14 protein-coding genes and 1 pseudogene are annotated in these 12,094 nt (G+C 72.0%); 5 read left to right on the top strand and 10 right to left on the bottom strand.

Features of this window, described 5'->3' with window-relative positions:
• Window positions 1–262, top strand: a pseudogene (locus ACJ73U_RS44355) (arabinose isomerase); the annotation flags it as partial.
• A 121-nt stretch (window positions 263–383) separates the two neighbouring features.
• Here the strand turns inward: ACJ73U_RS44355 and ACJ73U_RS44350 are convergent.
• The gene (locus ACJ73U_RS44350; RefSeq protein ID WP_407783802.1) at window positions 384–773 is read right to left on the bottom strand and encodes a hypothetical protein; all 390 of its coding nucleotides are present in this window, start codon (window positions 771–773) and stop codon (window positions 384–386) included.
• Window positions 774–835: 62 nt separating this feature from the next.
• Here ACJ73U_RS44350 and ACJ73U_RS44345 point away from each other — a divergent pair, with 62 nt between their 5' ends.
• A complete protein-coding gene (locus ACJ73U_RS44345) occupies window positions 836–1,993 on the top strand; it encodes a serine hydrolase domain-containing protein (RefSeq protein WP_407783801.1) in 1,158 nt (385 codons plus the stop codon).
• Here ACJ73U_RS44345 and ACJ73U_RS44340 read toward each other — a convergent pair.
• A complete protein-coding gene (locus ACJ73U_RS44340) occupies window positions 1,949–2,767 on the bottom strand; it encodes an SAM-dependent methyltransferase (protein WP_407783800.1) in 819 nt (272 codons plus the stop codon). The two genes, ACJ73U_RS44345 and ACJ73U_RS44340, sit on opposite strands and share 45 nt — an antisense overlap.
• Before the next feature lie 75 nt (window positions 2,768–2,842).
• Here ACJ73U_RS44340 and ACJ73U_RS44335 point away from each other — a divergent pair, with 75 nt between their 5' ends.
• Window positions 2,843–3,505 (top strand): acetoacetate decarboxylase family protein, encoded by a 663-nt coding sequence (locus ACJ73U_RS44335; protein ID WP_407783799.1) that lies wholly within the window; start codon window positions 2,843–2,845, stop codon window positions 3,503–3,505.
• Complete coding sequence (locus ACJ73U_RS44330) at window positions 3,502–4,443, top strand: nucleoside hydrolase (protein ID WP_407783798.1); 942 nt, start codon at window positions 3,502–3,504, stop codon at window positions 4,441–4,443. Before ACJ73U_RS44335 ends, ACJ73U_RS44330 begins: the two co-directional genes overlap by 4 nt.
• On the opposite strand, the gene ACJ73U_RS44325 is transcribed toward ACJ73U_RS44330, so the two are convergent.
• Genes ACJ73U_RS44325 through ACJ73U_RS44315 form a run of 3 tightly spaced genes read right to left on the bottom strand, consistent with a single transcriptional unit; the run spans window position 4,424 to window position 6,520 of the window.
• Window positions 4,424–5,260, bottom strand: coding sequence for an amidohydrolase family protein (locus ACJ73U_RS44325; RefSeq protein ID WP_407783803.1), 837 nt, complete (start codon window positions 5,258–5,260; stop codon window positions 4,424–4,426). The genes ACJ73U_RS44330 and ACJ73U_RS44325 overlap by 20 nt on opposite strands.
• Window positions 5,253–6,215, bottom strand: coding sequence for an aldo/keto reductase (locus ACJ73U_RS44320; protein ID WP_407783797.1), 963 nt, complete (start codon window positions 6,213–6,215; stop codon window positions 5,253–5,255). The genes ACJ73U_RS44325 and ACJ73U_RS44320 overlap by 8 nt, the downstream gene beginning before the upstream one ends.
• On the bottom strand, window positions 6,212–6,520 hold the full coding sequence (locus ACJ73U_RS44315; RefSeq protein WP_407783796.1) for an L-rhamnose mutarotase: 309 nt from the start codon (window positions 6,518–6,520) through the stop codon (window positions 6,212–6,214). The genes ACJ73U_RS44320 and ACJ73U_RS44315 overlap by 4 nt, the downstream gene beginning before the upstream one ends.
• A gap of 60 nt (window positions 6,521–6,580) precedes the next feature.
• On the opposite strand from ACJ73U_RS44315, the gene ACJ73U_RS44310 reads away from it, so the two are divergent.
• The gene (locus ACJ73U_RS44310; RefSeq protein ID WP_407783795.1) at window positions 6,581–7,276 is read left to right on the top strand and encodes a FadR/GntR family transcriptional regulator; all 696 of its coding nucleotides are present in this window, start codon (window positions 6,581–6,583) and stop codon (window positions 7,274–7,276) included.
• Here the strand turns inward: ACJ73U_RS44310 and ACJ73U_RS44305 are convergent.
• The 5 genes from ACJ73U_RS44305 to ACJ73U_RS44285 all read right to left on the bottom strand — a co-directional run.
• Window positions 7,273–8,283, bottom strand: a complete 1,011-nt coding sequence (locus ACJ73U_RS44305; protein ID WP_407783794.1) for an ABC transporter permease — start codon at window positions 8,281–8,283, stop codon at window positions 7,273–7,275. The genes ACJ73U_RS44310 and ACJ73U_RS44305 overlap by 4 nt on opposite strands.
• Window positions 8,276–9,811, bottom strand: a complete 1,536-nt coding sequence (locus ACJ73U_RS44300; RefSeq protein ID WP_407783793.1) for a sugar ABC transporter ATP-binding protein — start codon at window positions 9,809–9,811, stop codon at window positions 8,276–8,278. Before ACJ73U_RS44300 ends, ACJ73U_RS44305 begins: the two co-directional genes overlap by 8 nt.
• A 154-nt stretch (window positions 9,812–9,965) precedes the next feature.
• Window positions 9,966–10,997, bottom strand: coding sequence for a sugar ABC transporter substrate-binding protein (locus ACJ73U_RS44295; protein WP_407783792.1), 1,032 nt, complete (start codon window positions 10,995–10,997; stop codon window positions 9,966–9,968).
• A gap of 38 nt (window positions 10,998–11,035) precedes the next feature.
• Window positions 11,036–11,779, bottom strand: a complete 744-nt coding sequence (locus ACJ73U_RS44290) for an SDR family NAD(P)-dependent oxidoreductase (protein ID WP_407783791.1) — start codon at window positions 11,777–11,779, stop codon at window positions 11,036–11,038.
• A partial coding sequence (locus ACJ73U_RS44285) for an enolase C-terminal domain-like protein (protein ID WP_407783790.1) occupies window positions 11,776–12,094 on the bottom strand: 319 nt, incomplete at its 5' end. The genes ACJ73U_RS44290 and ACJ73U_RS44285, both read right to left, overlap by 4 nt.

The raw sequence follows: 12,094 nt of genomic DNA, 5'->3' as shown, positions 1-12,094 counted from the left end.
GGTCACGCTGCTGGGCGTGGGCCAGACCCGCGACGGCCGCTACACCCTGGTCGCCGCGGAGGGCGTCGTCGCCGACGGCCCCCACATGAAGATCGGCAACACGACGAGCCGCGTCGACTTCGGCCGCGACCCCGGCGAGTGGACCGACGAGTGGTCCGCGAGCGGCGTCGGCCACCACTGGGCACTCGGCACCGGCCACCGCCTGGCCGAACTCCGCGCGGTGGCCAGCCTGACGGGAGTGGACCTGGTCACGGTGAGCTGAGACATACGGGTGGGCCGCCGCGAGGCGGCCCGCCCACCGCGGCGACCGGCATGCCGTGGGCTACCGGCTCGCCGCGGCGGGCGGCCCCGCCGGGGCGGACGGTTTGCTGTGGCGGACTCGATCACGGCCCGCCGAGGCGAGCGAGCACGCGCACACGCATCAGCTCGTACTCCTCGCGGCAACGCCTCGGCGGCCCGGCCGGCCGGTGGACCACCTGGCCGCCGACCACGGCCTCGTCGGGGCGGAACTGCTCGCGTGTCAGGTCCACCTCGAGGCCGGCACCGAACCGGTTCCAGTAGTGGACGCCCGTCCGCTCCCCTCCCACGTGGACCTCGCCGAGCACGAGGTCGCCGCCGAAGAGGTCGTGGAGCACCAGCGCGGTCACCCCGCACTGGCCGCGCGCCGGGTTGTCCGGATGCCAGTCGGGGCGGTCGACCGGGTCGCAGGTGTCCGCGCTCCAACTCGCCCGGACGGCGCGTTCGAGATCGGTGAGTGTCCACACACCGGTCATTCTGCCGATGAGTTCTCGCGCCGTCGCCGGTCCAACCTCCGACCGCACCGAAGGAGAGCACAGTGACAGACCTGCGCGGGCTGCTGCGGCAGTACGTCGACGACGGCTCGCTTCCGGGGGCCGTGGCCCTGGTGACCAGGGGAGACACGGTCGAGTTCACCGCCGTGGGGACCCAGGACGGCACCGTGCCCATGGCGCGGGACACGATCTTCCGCATCGCCTCGCTCACCAAGCCGATCACCGCGGCGGCGGTGTTGACGCTGGTCGAGGACGGACGGCTCGGGCTGGACGACCCGGTCGGCCGCTGGTTGCCCGAGATCGCCGAGCCGGTGGTGGTGCGCACGCCGGCCAGCCCGATCGACGACGTGGTCCCCGCGACGCGGCCGGTCACCGTGTACGACCTGCTCACCTCCCAGGCCGGGTGGGGCTTCGCGTCCGACTTCTCGTTGCCGGCGGTCGTGCGGTTGTTCGACGTGCAGCGCGACGGACGCGAGGTGCAGAGCTTCCCCTCCACGGAGGTGTGGCTGGCCGAACTGGCCCAGGTGCCGATGCTGTACCAGCCGGGCGAGTCCTGGCTGTACGACACCTGCTCGGCCATCCAGGGTGTGCTGGTCGCGCGGGTCTCGGGCCAGTCGCTCCCCGACTTCCTCGCCGAGCGGGTCTTCGCGCCGCTCGGCATGGCCGACAGCGCCTTCGTCGTGCCGGCCGGGAAGCGGGACCGGTTCGCCAGCTACTACAAGGGCGGCGCGCTGGCGGACGGTCCGGACGGGCAGTGGAGCACGATGCCCGCCATGCCGCTCGGCTCGGGCGGCCTGGTCGGCACCGTCGACGACTGGCTCGCGTTCGCGCGGATGTTGCTGGCCGGGGGCGTCGCCCCGCACGGCGGGCGACTGCTGTCGGCCGCGTCGGTCCGGCTGATGACCACCGACCACACCACGCCGGCCCACCGCGAGATCGGCGCCCTGTTCCTGGAAGGCCAGGGGTGGGGCATGGGCGGCTCGGTGGACATCGCGGCGACCGACCCCTGGGTCGTCCCCGGGAGGTACGGGTGGGTCGGTGGCACGGGCACCTCGGCGCACGTCGTGCCCGCCACCGGCTCGGTCGCGATCCTGTTCACCCAGGTGGGCATGGCGAGCCCGGTCGCGCCGGACTGGATGCGCGAGTTCTGGCTGTACTCAGCGGGTGGCGGTGCACAGGATGTTGGCGTTGGACGCGACTAGGTCGACCTCCGGGGGCAGCGTGCGGCCGTAGGACTCGGCCAATGCCGGTATCCGGTCCACGGCGGCGCCCCAGCCGTGCGCGGCCAGCCACGCCACCGGGTCGTCCAACGAGGACCGGAACCGGGCGTCCATGTTCCGTGCCAGCTCGGCTACCTCGCGGACGGCCGCACGGCCGCTCGCCGCGCTTTCCATGTGGTCGAAGGCGAACCGGCTGCCCGGCGCGGACCGGGCGGTCAGGGCACCCACCAGACGGTCGTTGTCGGCCTGCGGCAGGTACACCAGCAGCCCTTCCGCCAGCCACGCGGTCGGTGCGACCGGGTCGAACCCGGCCTGCCGCAACCGTTCGGGCCAGTCCCCGCGGAGGTCGGCCGGCACCGCGGTCCTGGCGCAGCCGGCCACCGCGCCGTGCGCGGCCAACACGGTCTCCTTGAACTGGAACACCTCCGGCAGGTCCAGCTCGAAGAACCGGGTCCCCGCCGGCCAGGCCAGCCGGAACGCGCGGCTGTCCAGTCCCGCGGCGAGCAGCACCACCTGCCGCAGCCCGGCCGCGCACGCGTCGAGGAGGTACTGGTCGTAGAAGTGGGTGCGGACGGCCAGGAACTCGTTCGCACCGGGCGGCAGCCGCATGGCGTCGGTCGTGTCGAGCCCCGTCGCCGCGACGAACGCGCTCGCGAGCCGGTCGTCGAACAGCCGGTCCGGCCGCCCTCCCTCGGCGGCCCGCATCATCGCCACCCACAACGCCGTACGCCCGATGCCCCGCAGTTCCTGGCCCACGTCCCGTGTCCTACTCCTCGCGAGCCGTGCCGTCCAGCCCGCGCCCTGCTAGCTTTCGACGCAGGAGGCCATCCGATGAACCGTGACGAGATGCTGAACCTGGCCGGCATCCCGCTGACCGCGCTCGCCGACGGCGTGGCACTGCCCGCCGAGGCACCGCCCGCGCCCTGGCACACGTCGATGCGCGCGGTGGTGTGGCAGGCGCGGCCGAACGGCGCGGCGCGGCAGGCGGCCGGTTCGGTGCACGGCCGGCCCGCGCTGGTGCTCGGCGCGCTGATCAGCTACGACGAGACGCCGGTCGGCCCGTACGACGAGATCGTGGGGGGCGTGGGGTTGTTGTCCGGCAAGGGGTTCGCGGCCACCGTGCCGTTCATCGCCGTGGACTCCCCCGCCAGTGTGGTCGGCGGGCGGGTGAACTGGGCGCTGCCCAAGACGCTGGCCCGGTTCACCGGCACGCCGCCGACCGGGATGACCGCGACGGGCGAGGGCTGGTCGGTGCGCGTCACGGTCCGCGCGCCGGGGTTCGCGGTCCCGTTCCGGACCAGGGGCCAGCTACGGCAACCGTGGCCGGGCGGCGGCGTTCGGCGCACCCGCGTCGGCATGTCGGGCAGGGCACGACCGGCGCTGGTCCACGTGCGGGTCGAGGCCGAGCCCGCGCTCAGCGGCTGGTTGCGGGGTGGGTGGCACCTCGGTGCGGTGCTGGAGAACGTCACCGGCCACTTCGGACCGGCGACGTGACCGCCCGGCGCGTGGTCATCGACACGGACCCCGGGATCGACGACGCCATCGCCATCTTCCTGGCGCTCGGCGCGGCCGAGCTGGACGTGGTCGGGTTGACCACGGTGTACGGCAACTGCGCTGTCGACGTCGCCACGCGGAACGCGTTGGTGTTGCTGGAGGTCGCCGAGCGGGGCGAGGTGCCGGTGGCGATGGGGGCCGCCGCGCCGGTCGCCACCGAGTACCGCGGGGCCATACCGCACATCCACGGCGTGGACGGGCTCGGGGACAGCGGTCTGCTCACCGAGCCGGCCGGGCGGCCGGTCGACCTCACCGCGGCCGAGTTCCTCTGCCGGCACGCGCCCGGGGCCACGGTCCTCGCGCTCGGGCCGCTCACCAACCTCGCGCTCGCGCTGCGGCTGCGGCCCGACCTCGACACCTTGGTGCGCCAGGTCGTCGTCATGGGTGGCAACGCGCTGGTGCCCGGGAACGCGACACCCGCCGCCGAGGCCAACATGGTGAACGACCCGGAGGCCGCGGACGTCGTGTTCGGGGCGCGGTGGCCGGTCACCATGGTGGGGCTGGACGTCACGCAGCGGGTCGTCATGGACGGACCGCGGATCGACGCCGTCACCGGCGGGGACGCGCCGACCACACGGCTGCTCAGGGGCGCCATCTCGTTCTACCGCCGGTTCCTGGAGCGGGTGAGCGGCGTCGACGGGATCTACCTCCACGACCCCACCGCGGCCGCCTACCTGCTCGACCCCGGCCTGTTCCGCACCGAGCGGTGGCCGGTCCGCGTCGAGACACAGGGTTTCAGCCGCGGCAAGACATGGCCGAACCTCGGCGGCACCGACGACGAGGCGCCGGCGGCGTGGCAGGGCCGGCCACTGCTGGACGTCTGCGTCGACGTCGACGCGGCCGGGGTGGTCGACCTGGTCAGCCGCCGACTGGGCTGAGCGGGTACGCGCGGGTCGCCGTGCCGGCGAAGACCTCCGCCTGTTCCGAAGTGGACAGTGCCGACGTGAACTCCCGTGCCGCCGCGTAGACCTCGTCGTACGTCGCGGCCAGCTCGCACACCGGCCAGTCGGAGCCGAACAGCACGCGGTCCGGGCCGAAGGACGCCAGCACGTGCTCGGCGTACGGGCGCAGCTCGTCGACCGTCCACGTGGCCCAGTCGGCCTCGGTCACCAGCCCTGAGAGCTTGCAGAACACGTTGGGGCGCGTGGCGAGCGAGGTGAGGAACCGCGCCCACGGCTCGTAGCCGCCGGTCGCGACGGCCGGCTTGCCCGCGTGGTCCAGGACGAGCCGGACACCCGGCACGGCGTCCGCCAGCTCGATCGTCGCCGCGTGCTGGGCCGGTTTCACCAGGACGTCGTACGTCAGGCCCGCCGCGGCCACCGCCGCGATGCCGCGGACCACCTCGGGACGCAGCAGCCAGCGCGGGTCGGGCTCGTCCTGTGCCTGGTGGCGGATGCCGACCAGTGCGTCACCGCCCGGCGCGGCGCGCAGCTCCGCGAGCCGGTCCGCGACGTCCGGCGCGGTCAGGTCCACCCAGCCGACCACGCCGGCAACCAGCGGGGACGACGCGGCGACGCCGAGGAACTCCACCGTCTCCTCGACCGAGGGCACGGTCTGCACCAGCACGGTCTGCGCCGCCGGGCTCACCGCCCGCAGGTCGGCTTCCGTGTACGGGCGCTGGATCCGGTCGAGGCCGGCCAGCCAGTCGTAGGTCCGGCGGCCCGGATCCCACAGGTGGTGGTGCGCGTCAACCAGCTTCACGCAGCAACCCCTCCTCGACCAGCGCGTCCCACAGCGCCGGCGGCACCTCGGCCGACGCCCGGGCGACGTTCTGCCCCACCTGGGCGACCGAGCTGGCACCCAGCACGACCGACTCCACCGCGGGATGCGCCGCCACGAACGCGATCGCGGCGGTCGGCAGGTCGACCCCGAAGCGCGTGCACACCTCGGCGATCCGGCGCGCCTTCTCGACCAGCTCCGGCGGCGCCGACTCGTAGTTGTAGGTGGTGCCGGGTGTCGGGGTGGCCAGGATGCCGCTGTTGAAGACGCCGGCGGCCATCACCCGCACGCCGCGCTCGACGCACAGCGGCAGCAGTTCCTCCAGCGCCGGCTGCTCCAGCAGCGAGTACCGGCCGGCCAGCCTGATCGTGTCCACGTCGGACTCGCGGACGAACCTCGCCAGGACCTTGTCGAAGTTCATGCCGAGGCCGACGTGGCGCAGCACGCCCTGCTCCCGCAGCTCGATCAGCGCCGGCACGGCCCCGGCCAGCGTCTCCTCGACGTAGTCCTCGCAGTCGTGCACGAACGCGATGTCGATCCGGTCCAGACCCAGCCGCGTCAGGCTGGACTCCAGCGAGCGCAGCACCGCGTCCCGCGAGTAGTCGTAGCGGCGGACCACCGTCGCCGGCACGTCGAACCCGTCGGTGTCCCGCTCTACACCCGTGTAGGCCGGGTTCTCCTCGAGCAGCCGGCCGACCTTCGTGGACAGCACGTACTCGTCCCGCGGCCGACCGGCCAGCGCCACGCCCAGCCGGCTCTCGGACAGGCCAAGCCCGTAGTGCGGCGCGGTGTCGAAGTACCGGATGCCCTGCGACCAGGCCTCGCCGACGATGGCGTAAGCGCTTTCGTCACTCATCGCCCGGTACAGGTTGCCCAGCTGCGCACACCCCAGCCCCAGCCGTACCCGTGCTCGATCGTTCGCTCCGCTCACGACAGCTCCCACACCAGCTTGAGACCATCGTCGTTGCCCGAGTAGTCGTCCTCCACGTCGAGCAGCCGGGACATGCGCTCCTGCCACGGGATGTTCGCCGGGTGGTCGCGCAGCGCGGCACGCATGGCCCGGTAGTCCTCGACCTCCAGCACGTGGAACAGGTCGAGCCCGTCGCGAAAGATGGCCCAGGACGTTACGCCCGCATCACGCAACGCGATCTCCAGATCACGAGGGATGACCGCGTGCACCTGTTCGTACTCCGCCTCGCGGCCCGGCTTGAGGCGGGTGTGCAGTGCTACACGCATCCGTTCACCTTTCGTGGCACTCTAGGAAGACAAACATCCGAGGTTTGAAGGGTCCAGTACATGCCGGTCACCGACGAAGCGATCGACAAGATCAAGGGCATGATCATCTCGGGTGAGCTCGCGCCCGGTGACCGGCTCCCCAAGGAGGCCGACCTCGCCCAGCGCCTCGGCCTGTCGCGCAGCTCCCTGCGGGAGGCGGTCAAGGCGCTGTGCCTGATCCGCGTGCTGGACGTGCGGCAGGGTGACGGCACCTACGTCACCAGCCTGGAGCCGAAGCTCCTGCTCGACGCCATGACGTTCGTGGTCGACTTCCACCGCGACGACACCGTGCTCGACTTCCTCCAGGTGCGGCGGATCCTGGAGCCCGCCGCGACCGCCATGGCCGCGAGCCGGATGAGCGAGGAGGACATCGCCTCGCTCGAGAAGCTCCTCGAGGGGCTGGAGGAGTCGCCGACCGTCGAGGCGCTCGTCGCCAACGACCTGGAGTTCCACCGCCGGATCGCGCTCGGCAGCGGCAACCCGGTGCTGTGCTCGCTGATCGACAGCCTCTCCGGTCCGACAACCCGCGCGCGGATCTGGCGCGGCCTCACCCAGGAGGGCGCGGTCGCGAAGACCCGCGAGCAGCACCGGGCGATCTACGACGCCATCGTGAGCCGCGAGCCGGAGCTGGCCCGCTCGTGGGCGACCGTGCACGTGGCCGGCGTCGAGCAGTGGCTGCGCAACACCCTTGGCACCGCTCCGCATGACGACGCCTAGACCTGCGGTTTTCCGCCGGTGAACCGGGCGATCATCAGCGAGACCAGGATGATCGCGCCGAACACGGCCTGGGTCCAGAACGACGGCACCTGAGCGAGCGTCAGCAGGTTCTCCACCACGGCGAGCAGCAGCACGCCGGTGAGCGCGCCGAACATCGTGCCGCGCCCGCCGTCGAGCGAGATGCCGCCGATGACCGCCGCCGCGAACACCTGGAAGATCATCCCGTCACCCTGGCTGGCGTTGATCGCGCCGACGTACCCGGTCAGCACCAACCCGCCGATCGCGGCGAGCACCCCCGCGACGACGAACACGAGCCACGACACGCGGTCGACGTTGATGCCGGCCGCGCGGGCCGCCTCGCGGTTGCCGCCGATCGCGTACAGCGCGCGGCCGGTCCGGTGGTAGCGCAACACGAACCCGACGACGCCGTACAGGACCAGCGCGAGCCACACGGAGATCGGCAGCCCGACGAACGTCGAGGTGGCGAGCGTGAAGAACGGGTCCGGCATGTCGAACAGCGTCCTGCCCTCGGTCGCGCCGACGAGCAGCCCTCGGAGGATGATCAGCATCGCCAGCGTGACGATGAAGGCGTTGAGCTTGAGCTTCACGATGAGGAAGCCGTTGAACGCGCCGACCACCGCCCCGACCACCAGGATGACGGCGATCCCGGCCGCGGCGGGCCATTCGCTGCCGAACCCGGACGGGATCACCAGCAGGGCCCCCACCGCCGGCGCGATGCCCACGGTGGACTCGAGCGACAGGTCGAACTTGCCGGAGATCAACACGAGCGACTCGCCCAGGACCACCAGCGCCAGCGCCGCGGAGGCGCCGAGGATGCTGATGATGTTGCCGGTGGTCAGGAAGCTGTCGTTGACCACCGCGCCGATGATCAGCAGCACCACCAGCGCCGGGACGAGTGCCAGCTCCCGAAGCCGCGGCACGCGGGAGGCCTTCTTGGCCGTGGCCGGAGTCTTCGTCGTGGCCTCCCCCGGCAGGACGTCAGTCATCCGATGTGACTCCCTCTATGTCCGCCACGAGGTCGCCGACCGACCAGCCGGCCTCGTGCTCCGCGACCAGCGTGCCCGCGCGTAGCACCAGTACCCGGTCGCACGGGCGCAGGTCGTCCAGCTCGTCGCTGACGATCAGGACCGCCTTGCCCTCCGCGCGTACGCGCTCGACCTGGCTGAGCAGCGCCTCCTTGGACTTCACGTCCACGCCGGCGGTCGGGTTGATCAGCACCAGCACCGACGGGTCGCTCGCCAACGCCCGTGCCAGCACCACCTTCTGCTGGTTGCCGCCGGACAGCGCGTCCGTCGGCTGCTCCGGGCCGGACGCGACGATGTCGTAGTCCGCGATCGCCTTCGTCGCGACCGCGGCACGTGCGCCCGGGGCGACCAGGCCGGCCGAACCCATGCGGTCCAGCACGGACATGGCCGCGTTGTCGGCGATCGACATGCCCAGCACCAGGCCCTGGTGGTGCCGGTCCCGTGGCACGCAACCGATGCCGGCGCGCAGAGCCGCCTTCACGTCGCCGCGTGGCAGTGGGCGGCCGGCGACCAGGACGGCGCCGGCCGTCGGGGTGCGCAGGCCGTAGATCGTCTCCGCGACCTGGTGCTTGCCGCTCGCGTTCGAGCCCGCTATGCCCAGGACCTCGCCCCGCCGCAGGCGGAACGAGATGTCCGTGAAGCCGTCGCCCGACATGCCCGCAACCGTCAGCACGTCGTCGGCGTCCGCGGCGACGCGGTCGCGCGAGGCCGCGTCCACGACCGTCAGGCCTTCGCTCTCCCCGGTCATCGCGCCGATCAGCTGGGGGCGGGAGACCTCGGAGACCGGGGCGGTGAGCACGTGCCGCGCGTCCCGCAGCACCGTCACCGCCTGGCAGACCTCGTACACCTCCTGCAGGTGGTGGGAGATGAACAGGAACGTGACGCCCGCGTCCTGCAGCTCACGCATCCGCGCGAACAGCCGCGTGATCGCGTCCGAGTCCAGCTGCGCGGTCGGCTCGTCGAGCACGATGAACCGGGCGCCGTAGGACAGGGCCCGCGCGATCTCCACGAGCTGGCGGTCCTCCACCGACAGCTCGCCGGCCGGCAGGTCCACGTCGACCCCGACCCGCCACGAGTCGAGCAGCTCGCGGGACTCCCCGCGCAGCCGCGACCAGGAGATCACGCCGCGCCGGGTCGGCTGCCGGTTGATGAACAGGTTCTCCGCGACCGTCAGGTGCGGGATGACCGTCGAGTGCTGGTAGACGCAGGCCACCCTGGTGCGCCAGGCCTCCCGGTCACCGAGCGCGGGCACGGGCGCGCCGCCGAAGGTCACCGTTCCACTGTCGGGTTTGGACAGGCCGGTGAGGATGGACACGAGTGTCGACTTGCCCGCCCCGTTGCGGCCGACGAGCGCGTGCGACTCGCCGGCGGCGACGGTGAGGCTGACGTCGGCGAGCGCCACGGTCGGCCCGTAGCGCTTGCCGACCCCGACGGCCTCGACCACAGACGCGCCGCTCCCGACGGTCTCGACCACAGACGCGCCGCTCACGAAGCCCCCTCGCCCGCCCCGCCCGACGCTGTCCACATGGCAACGAGCGAACCGCCCATCCTGCTCCCCGGACCAGCACGAAAGTCCCACTCGTGCACCCAGCCGCAGGTCAGGTGCCCTCCTGGGCACCCAGGGTTCGCTCCGCAAGCTCCGCTCACAGCGTGTTGCCCCACAACGCCTTGTCGTCCACGTTGTCCTTGGTGACGATCGGCGCCGGCAGCTGGTCCTCCAGGATGCCCGGCGACGCCTCGACGACGTTGCTGTCGTGGTCGGTCGGCCCCTTCTTGAACTTCTCCCCCGCCATCGCCTTCTTCAGCCAGTACAGGCCGTACTTGGCGTAGTCGTCGGCCGGCTGCGACACCGTCGCGTCCAGCTCGCCCTTGCGGATCGCGTCCAGCTCCTGCGGGATCCCGTCGTTGGACACCAGCACGATGTGCTTCGGGTCGCCGACCGGGAACTTGAGGTTCTTGCGCTCCAACGCCTGCAGCGTCGGGGCGAGGTAGACGCCGCCGGCCTGCATGTAGATGCCCTTGACGTCCGGGTTCGCGGTCAGCAGGCTCTCCAGGCCGGACGCGGCCTTCTCCGCCTTCCACTCCGCGGGGATCTCCAGCACCTGGATCTGCGGGTACTTGGACTTCATGCAGCCGCTGAACGCCTCGGACCGGTCCCGGCCGTTGATCGACGCGAGGTCGCCCTGGATCTGGATGACCTTGCCCTGCTTGACCTTCTCGCCGATGACGTCGCACGCCTTGGTGCCGTAGGCCTTGTTGTCGGCCCGCACGACCATCGCGACCTTGCCGGACTCCGGGCGGACGTCGACCGACACGACCGGCACGCCCTTGCGCTCGGCCTGGTTGAGCCCCGCGACGATCGCGGCGGAGTCGATCGGGGTCACCACCAACCCCTTGACGCCCTGGTTGAGCAGGTTGTTGATGTCGGTGATCTGCTTCTGGGTGTTGTTGTCCGCGTTGACGGTCGGCAGGACGTCGAGCCCGGCCTCCTTCGCCATCGTCGGCACGTAGTTGTTGTACGCCTGCCAGAACGGCGAGGTCAACAGCGGCACGGTCGCGCCGACCTTGCCGCTCCCGCCACCGCCGCCACCCGCGGTGTCCTTCGTGGACCCGCAAGCGCCGGTCGCGAGGGCTAACGCGGTGACCGCCGCCACCACGCCGATGGTCCTGCGCATCGCATCCTCCTTGATGCTCTGTGGGAGAAGGAGTCTCGTCAGGCCCGCGGCCGTGGGCGCAGGCCGTACATCCCACCGTCGACCGCGAGCGCGGTCCCGGTGGTCGATCCGGACAGCGGACTCGCCAGGTACGCGATCGCGTGCGCGACCTCGTCGGCGGTCACGAGCCGGCCCATGGGTTGACGGGCCCGCAGCGCCGCGCGTTCGGCCTCCGGGTCGTCGGCGGCGTCGAGCAGCCGGCCGACCCACGGGGTGTCGGCGGTGCCCGGGCACACGCAGTTGATCCTGACGCCGTCGTCGAGGTGGTCGGTGGCCATGGCGAGCGTGAGCGCGAGGACCGCGCCCTTGCTCGCCGAGTACAGCGCCCGGTTCGGCAGGCCGGCCCAGGCGGCGATGGAGCAGGTGTTGACCACGGCCGCCCCGGTCGACCGGCGCAGGTGCGGCAGGGCGGCGCGGGTGGTCCGGACCATGCCGAGCACGTTCACGTCGAGCACGCGGTGCCACTCGGTGTCGTCGTTGGCGGTCACGTCGCCGGCCGCGCCGATGCCGGCGTTGTTGACCAGGACGTCGATCCCGCCGAACTGCGCGGCGACTCCCTCGATGGCGGCCCGTACCTCGTCGTCGTTCGAGACGTCGCACCGGAAGCCGTTCTTCACGCCCTCGACGTTCAGGTCGAGCACCGCCACCTGCGCGCCGCGGTCGGCCAGGATCGCCGCCGCGGCCGCGCCGATGCCCGACGCGCCACCGGTGACGACGGCGGTCAGTCCAGCGAACTCACTCACTTGGCGTCCCTCCATTCTGGACCGTCCGGGAAGGCGTACCGCGCGAGCGCCTCGTCGTTGATCCGCGCGGAGAAGCCCGGGGCCGTGGGGGCGAGGTAGCGCCCGGTACGGACGACAGCGGGATCGGTGAAGTGCTCGTGCAGCTGATCCACCCACTCGATGGCGCGGTCGTCCTGGCTGCCGGAGACGGCGACGTAGTCGAACATCGAGAGGTGCCGGACCAGCTCGCACAGGCCGACGCCGCCGGCGTGCGGGCACACCGGCACGCCGAACTTCGCGGCCAGCAGCAGGATCGCGATGTTCTCGTTCACCCCG

This window comes from Actinophytocola sp. (genome assembly GCF_045807065.1).
Taxonomy (GTDB): Bacteria; Actinomycetota; Actinomycetes; order Mycobacteriales; family Pseudonocardiaceae; genus Actinophytocola.
The sequence above is the reverse complement of the archived record's forward strand: the minus strand, read 5'-3'. Positions and strand labels throughout refer to the sequence as shown.

Excerpts from the sequence above, each read along its gene's own strand:
- ACJ73U_RS44350 (WP_407783802.1), bottom strand. The coding sequence starts at position 773 with ATGACCGGTGTGTGGACACTCACCGATCTCGAACGCGCCGTCCGGGCG.
- ACJ73U_RS44305 (WP_407783794.1), bottom strand. The coding sequence starts at position 8,283 with ATGACTGACGTCCTGCCGGGGGAGGCCACGACGAAGACTCCGGCCACG.
- ACJ73U_RS44315 (WP_407783796.1), bottom strand. The coding sequence starts at position 6,520 with ATGCGTGTAGCACTGCACACCCGCCTCAAGCCGGGCCGCGAGGCGGAG.
- ACJ73U_RS44335 (WP_407783799.1), top strand. The coding sequence starts at position 2,843 with ATGAACCGTGACGAGATGCTGAACCTGGCCGGCATCCCGCTGACCGCG.
- ACJ73U_RS44295 (WP_407783792.1), bottom strand. The coding sequence starts at position 10,997 with ATGCGCAGGACCATCGGCGTGGTGGCGGCGGTCACCGCGTTAGCCCTC.
- ACJ73U_RS44310 (WP_407783795.1), top strand. The coding sequence starts at position 6,581 with ATGCCGGTCACCGACGAAGCGATCGACAAGATCAAGGGCATGATCATC.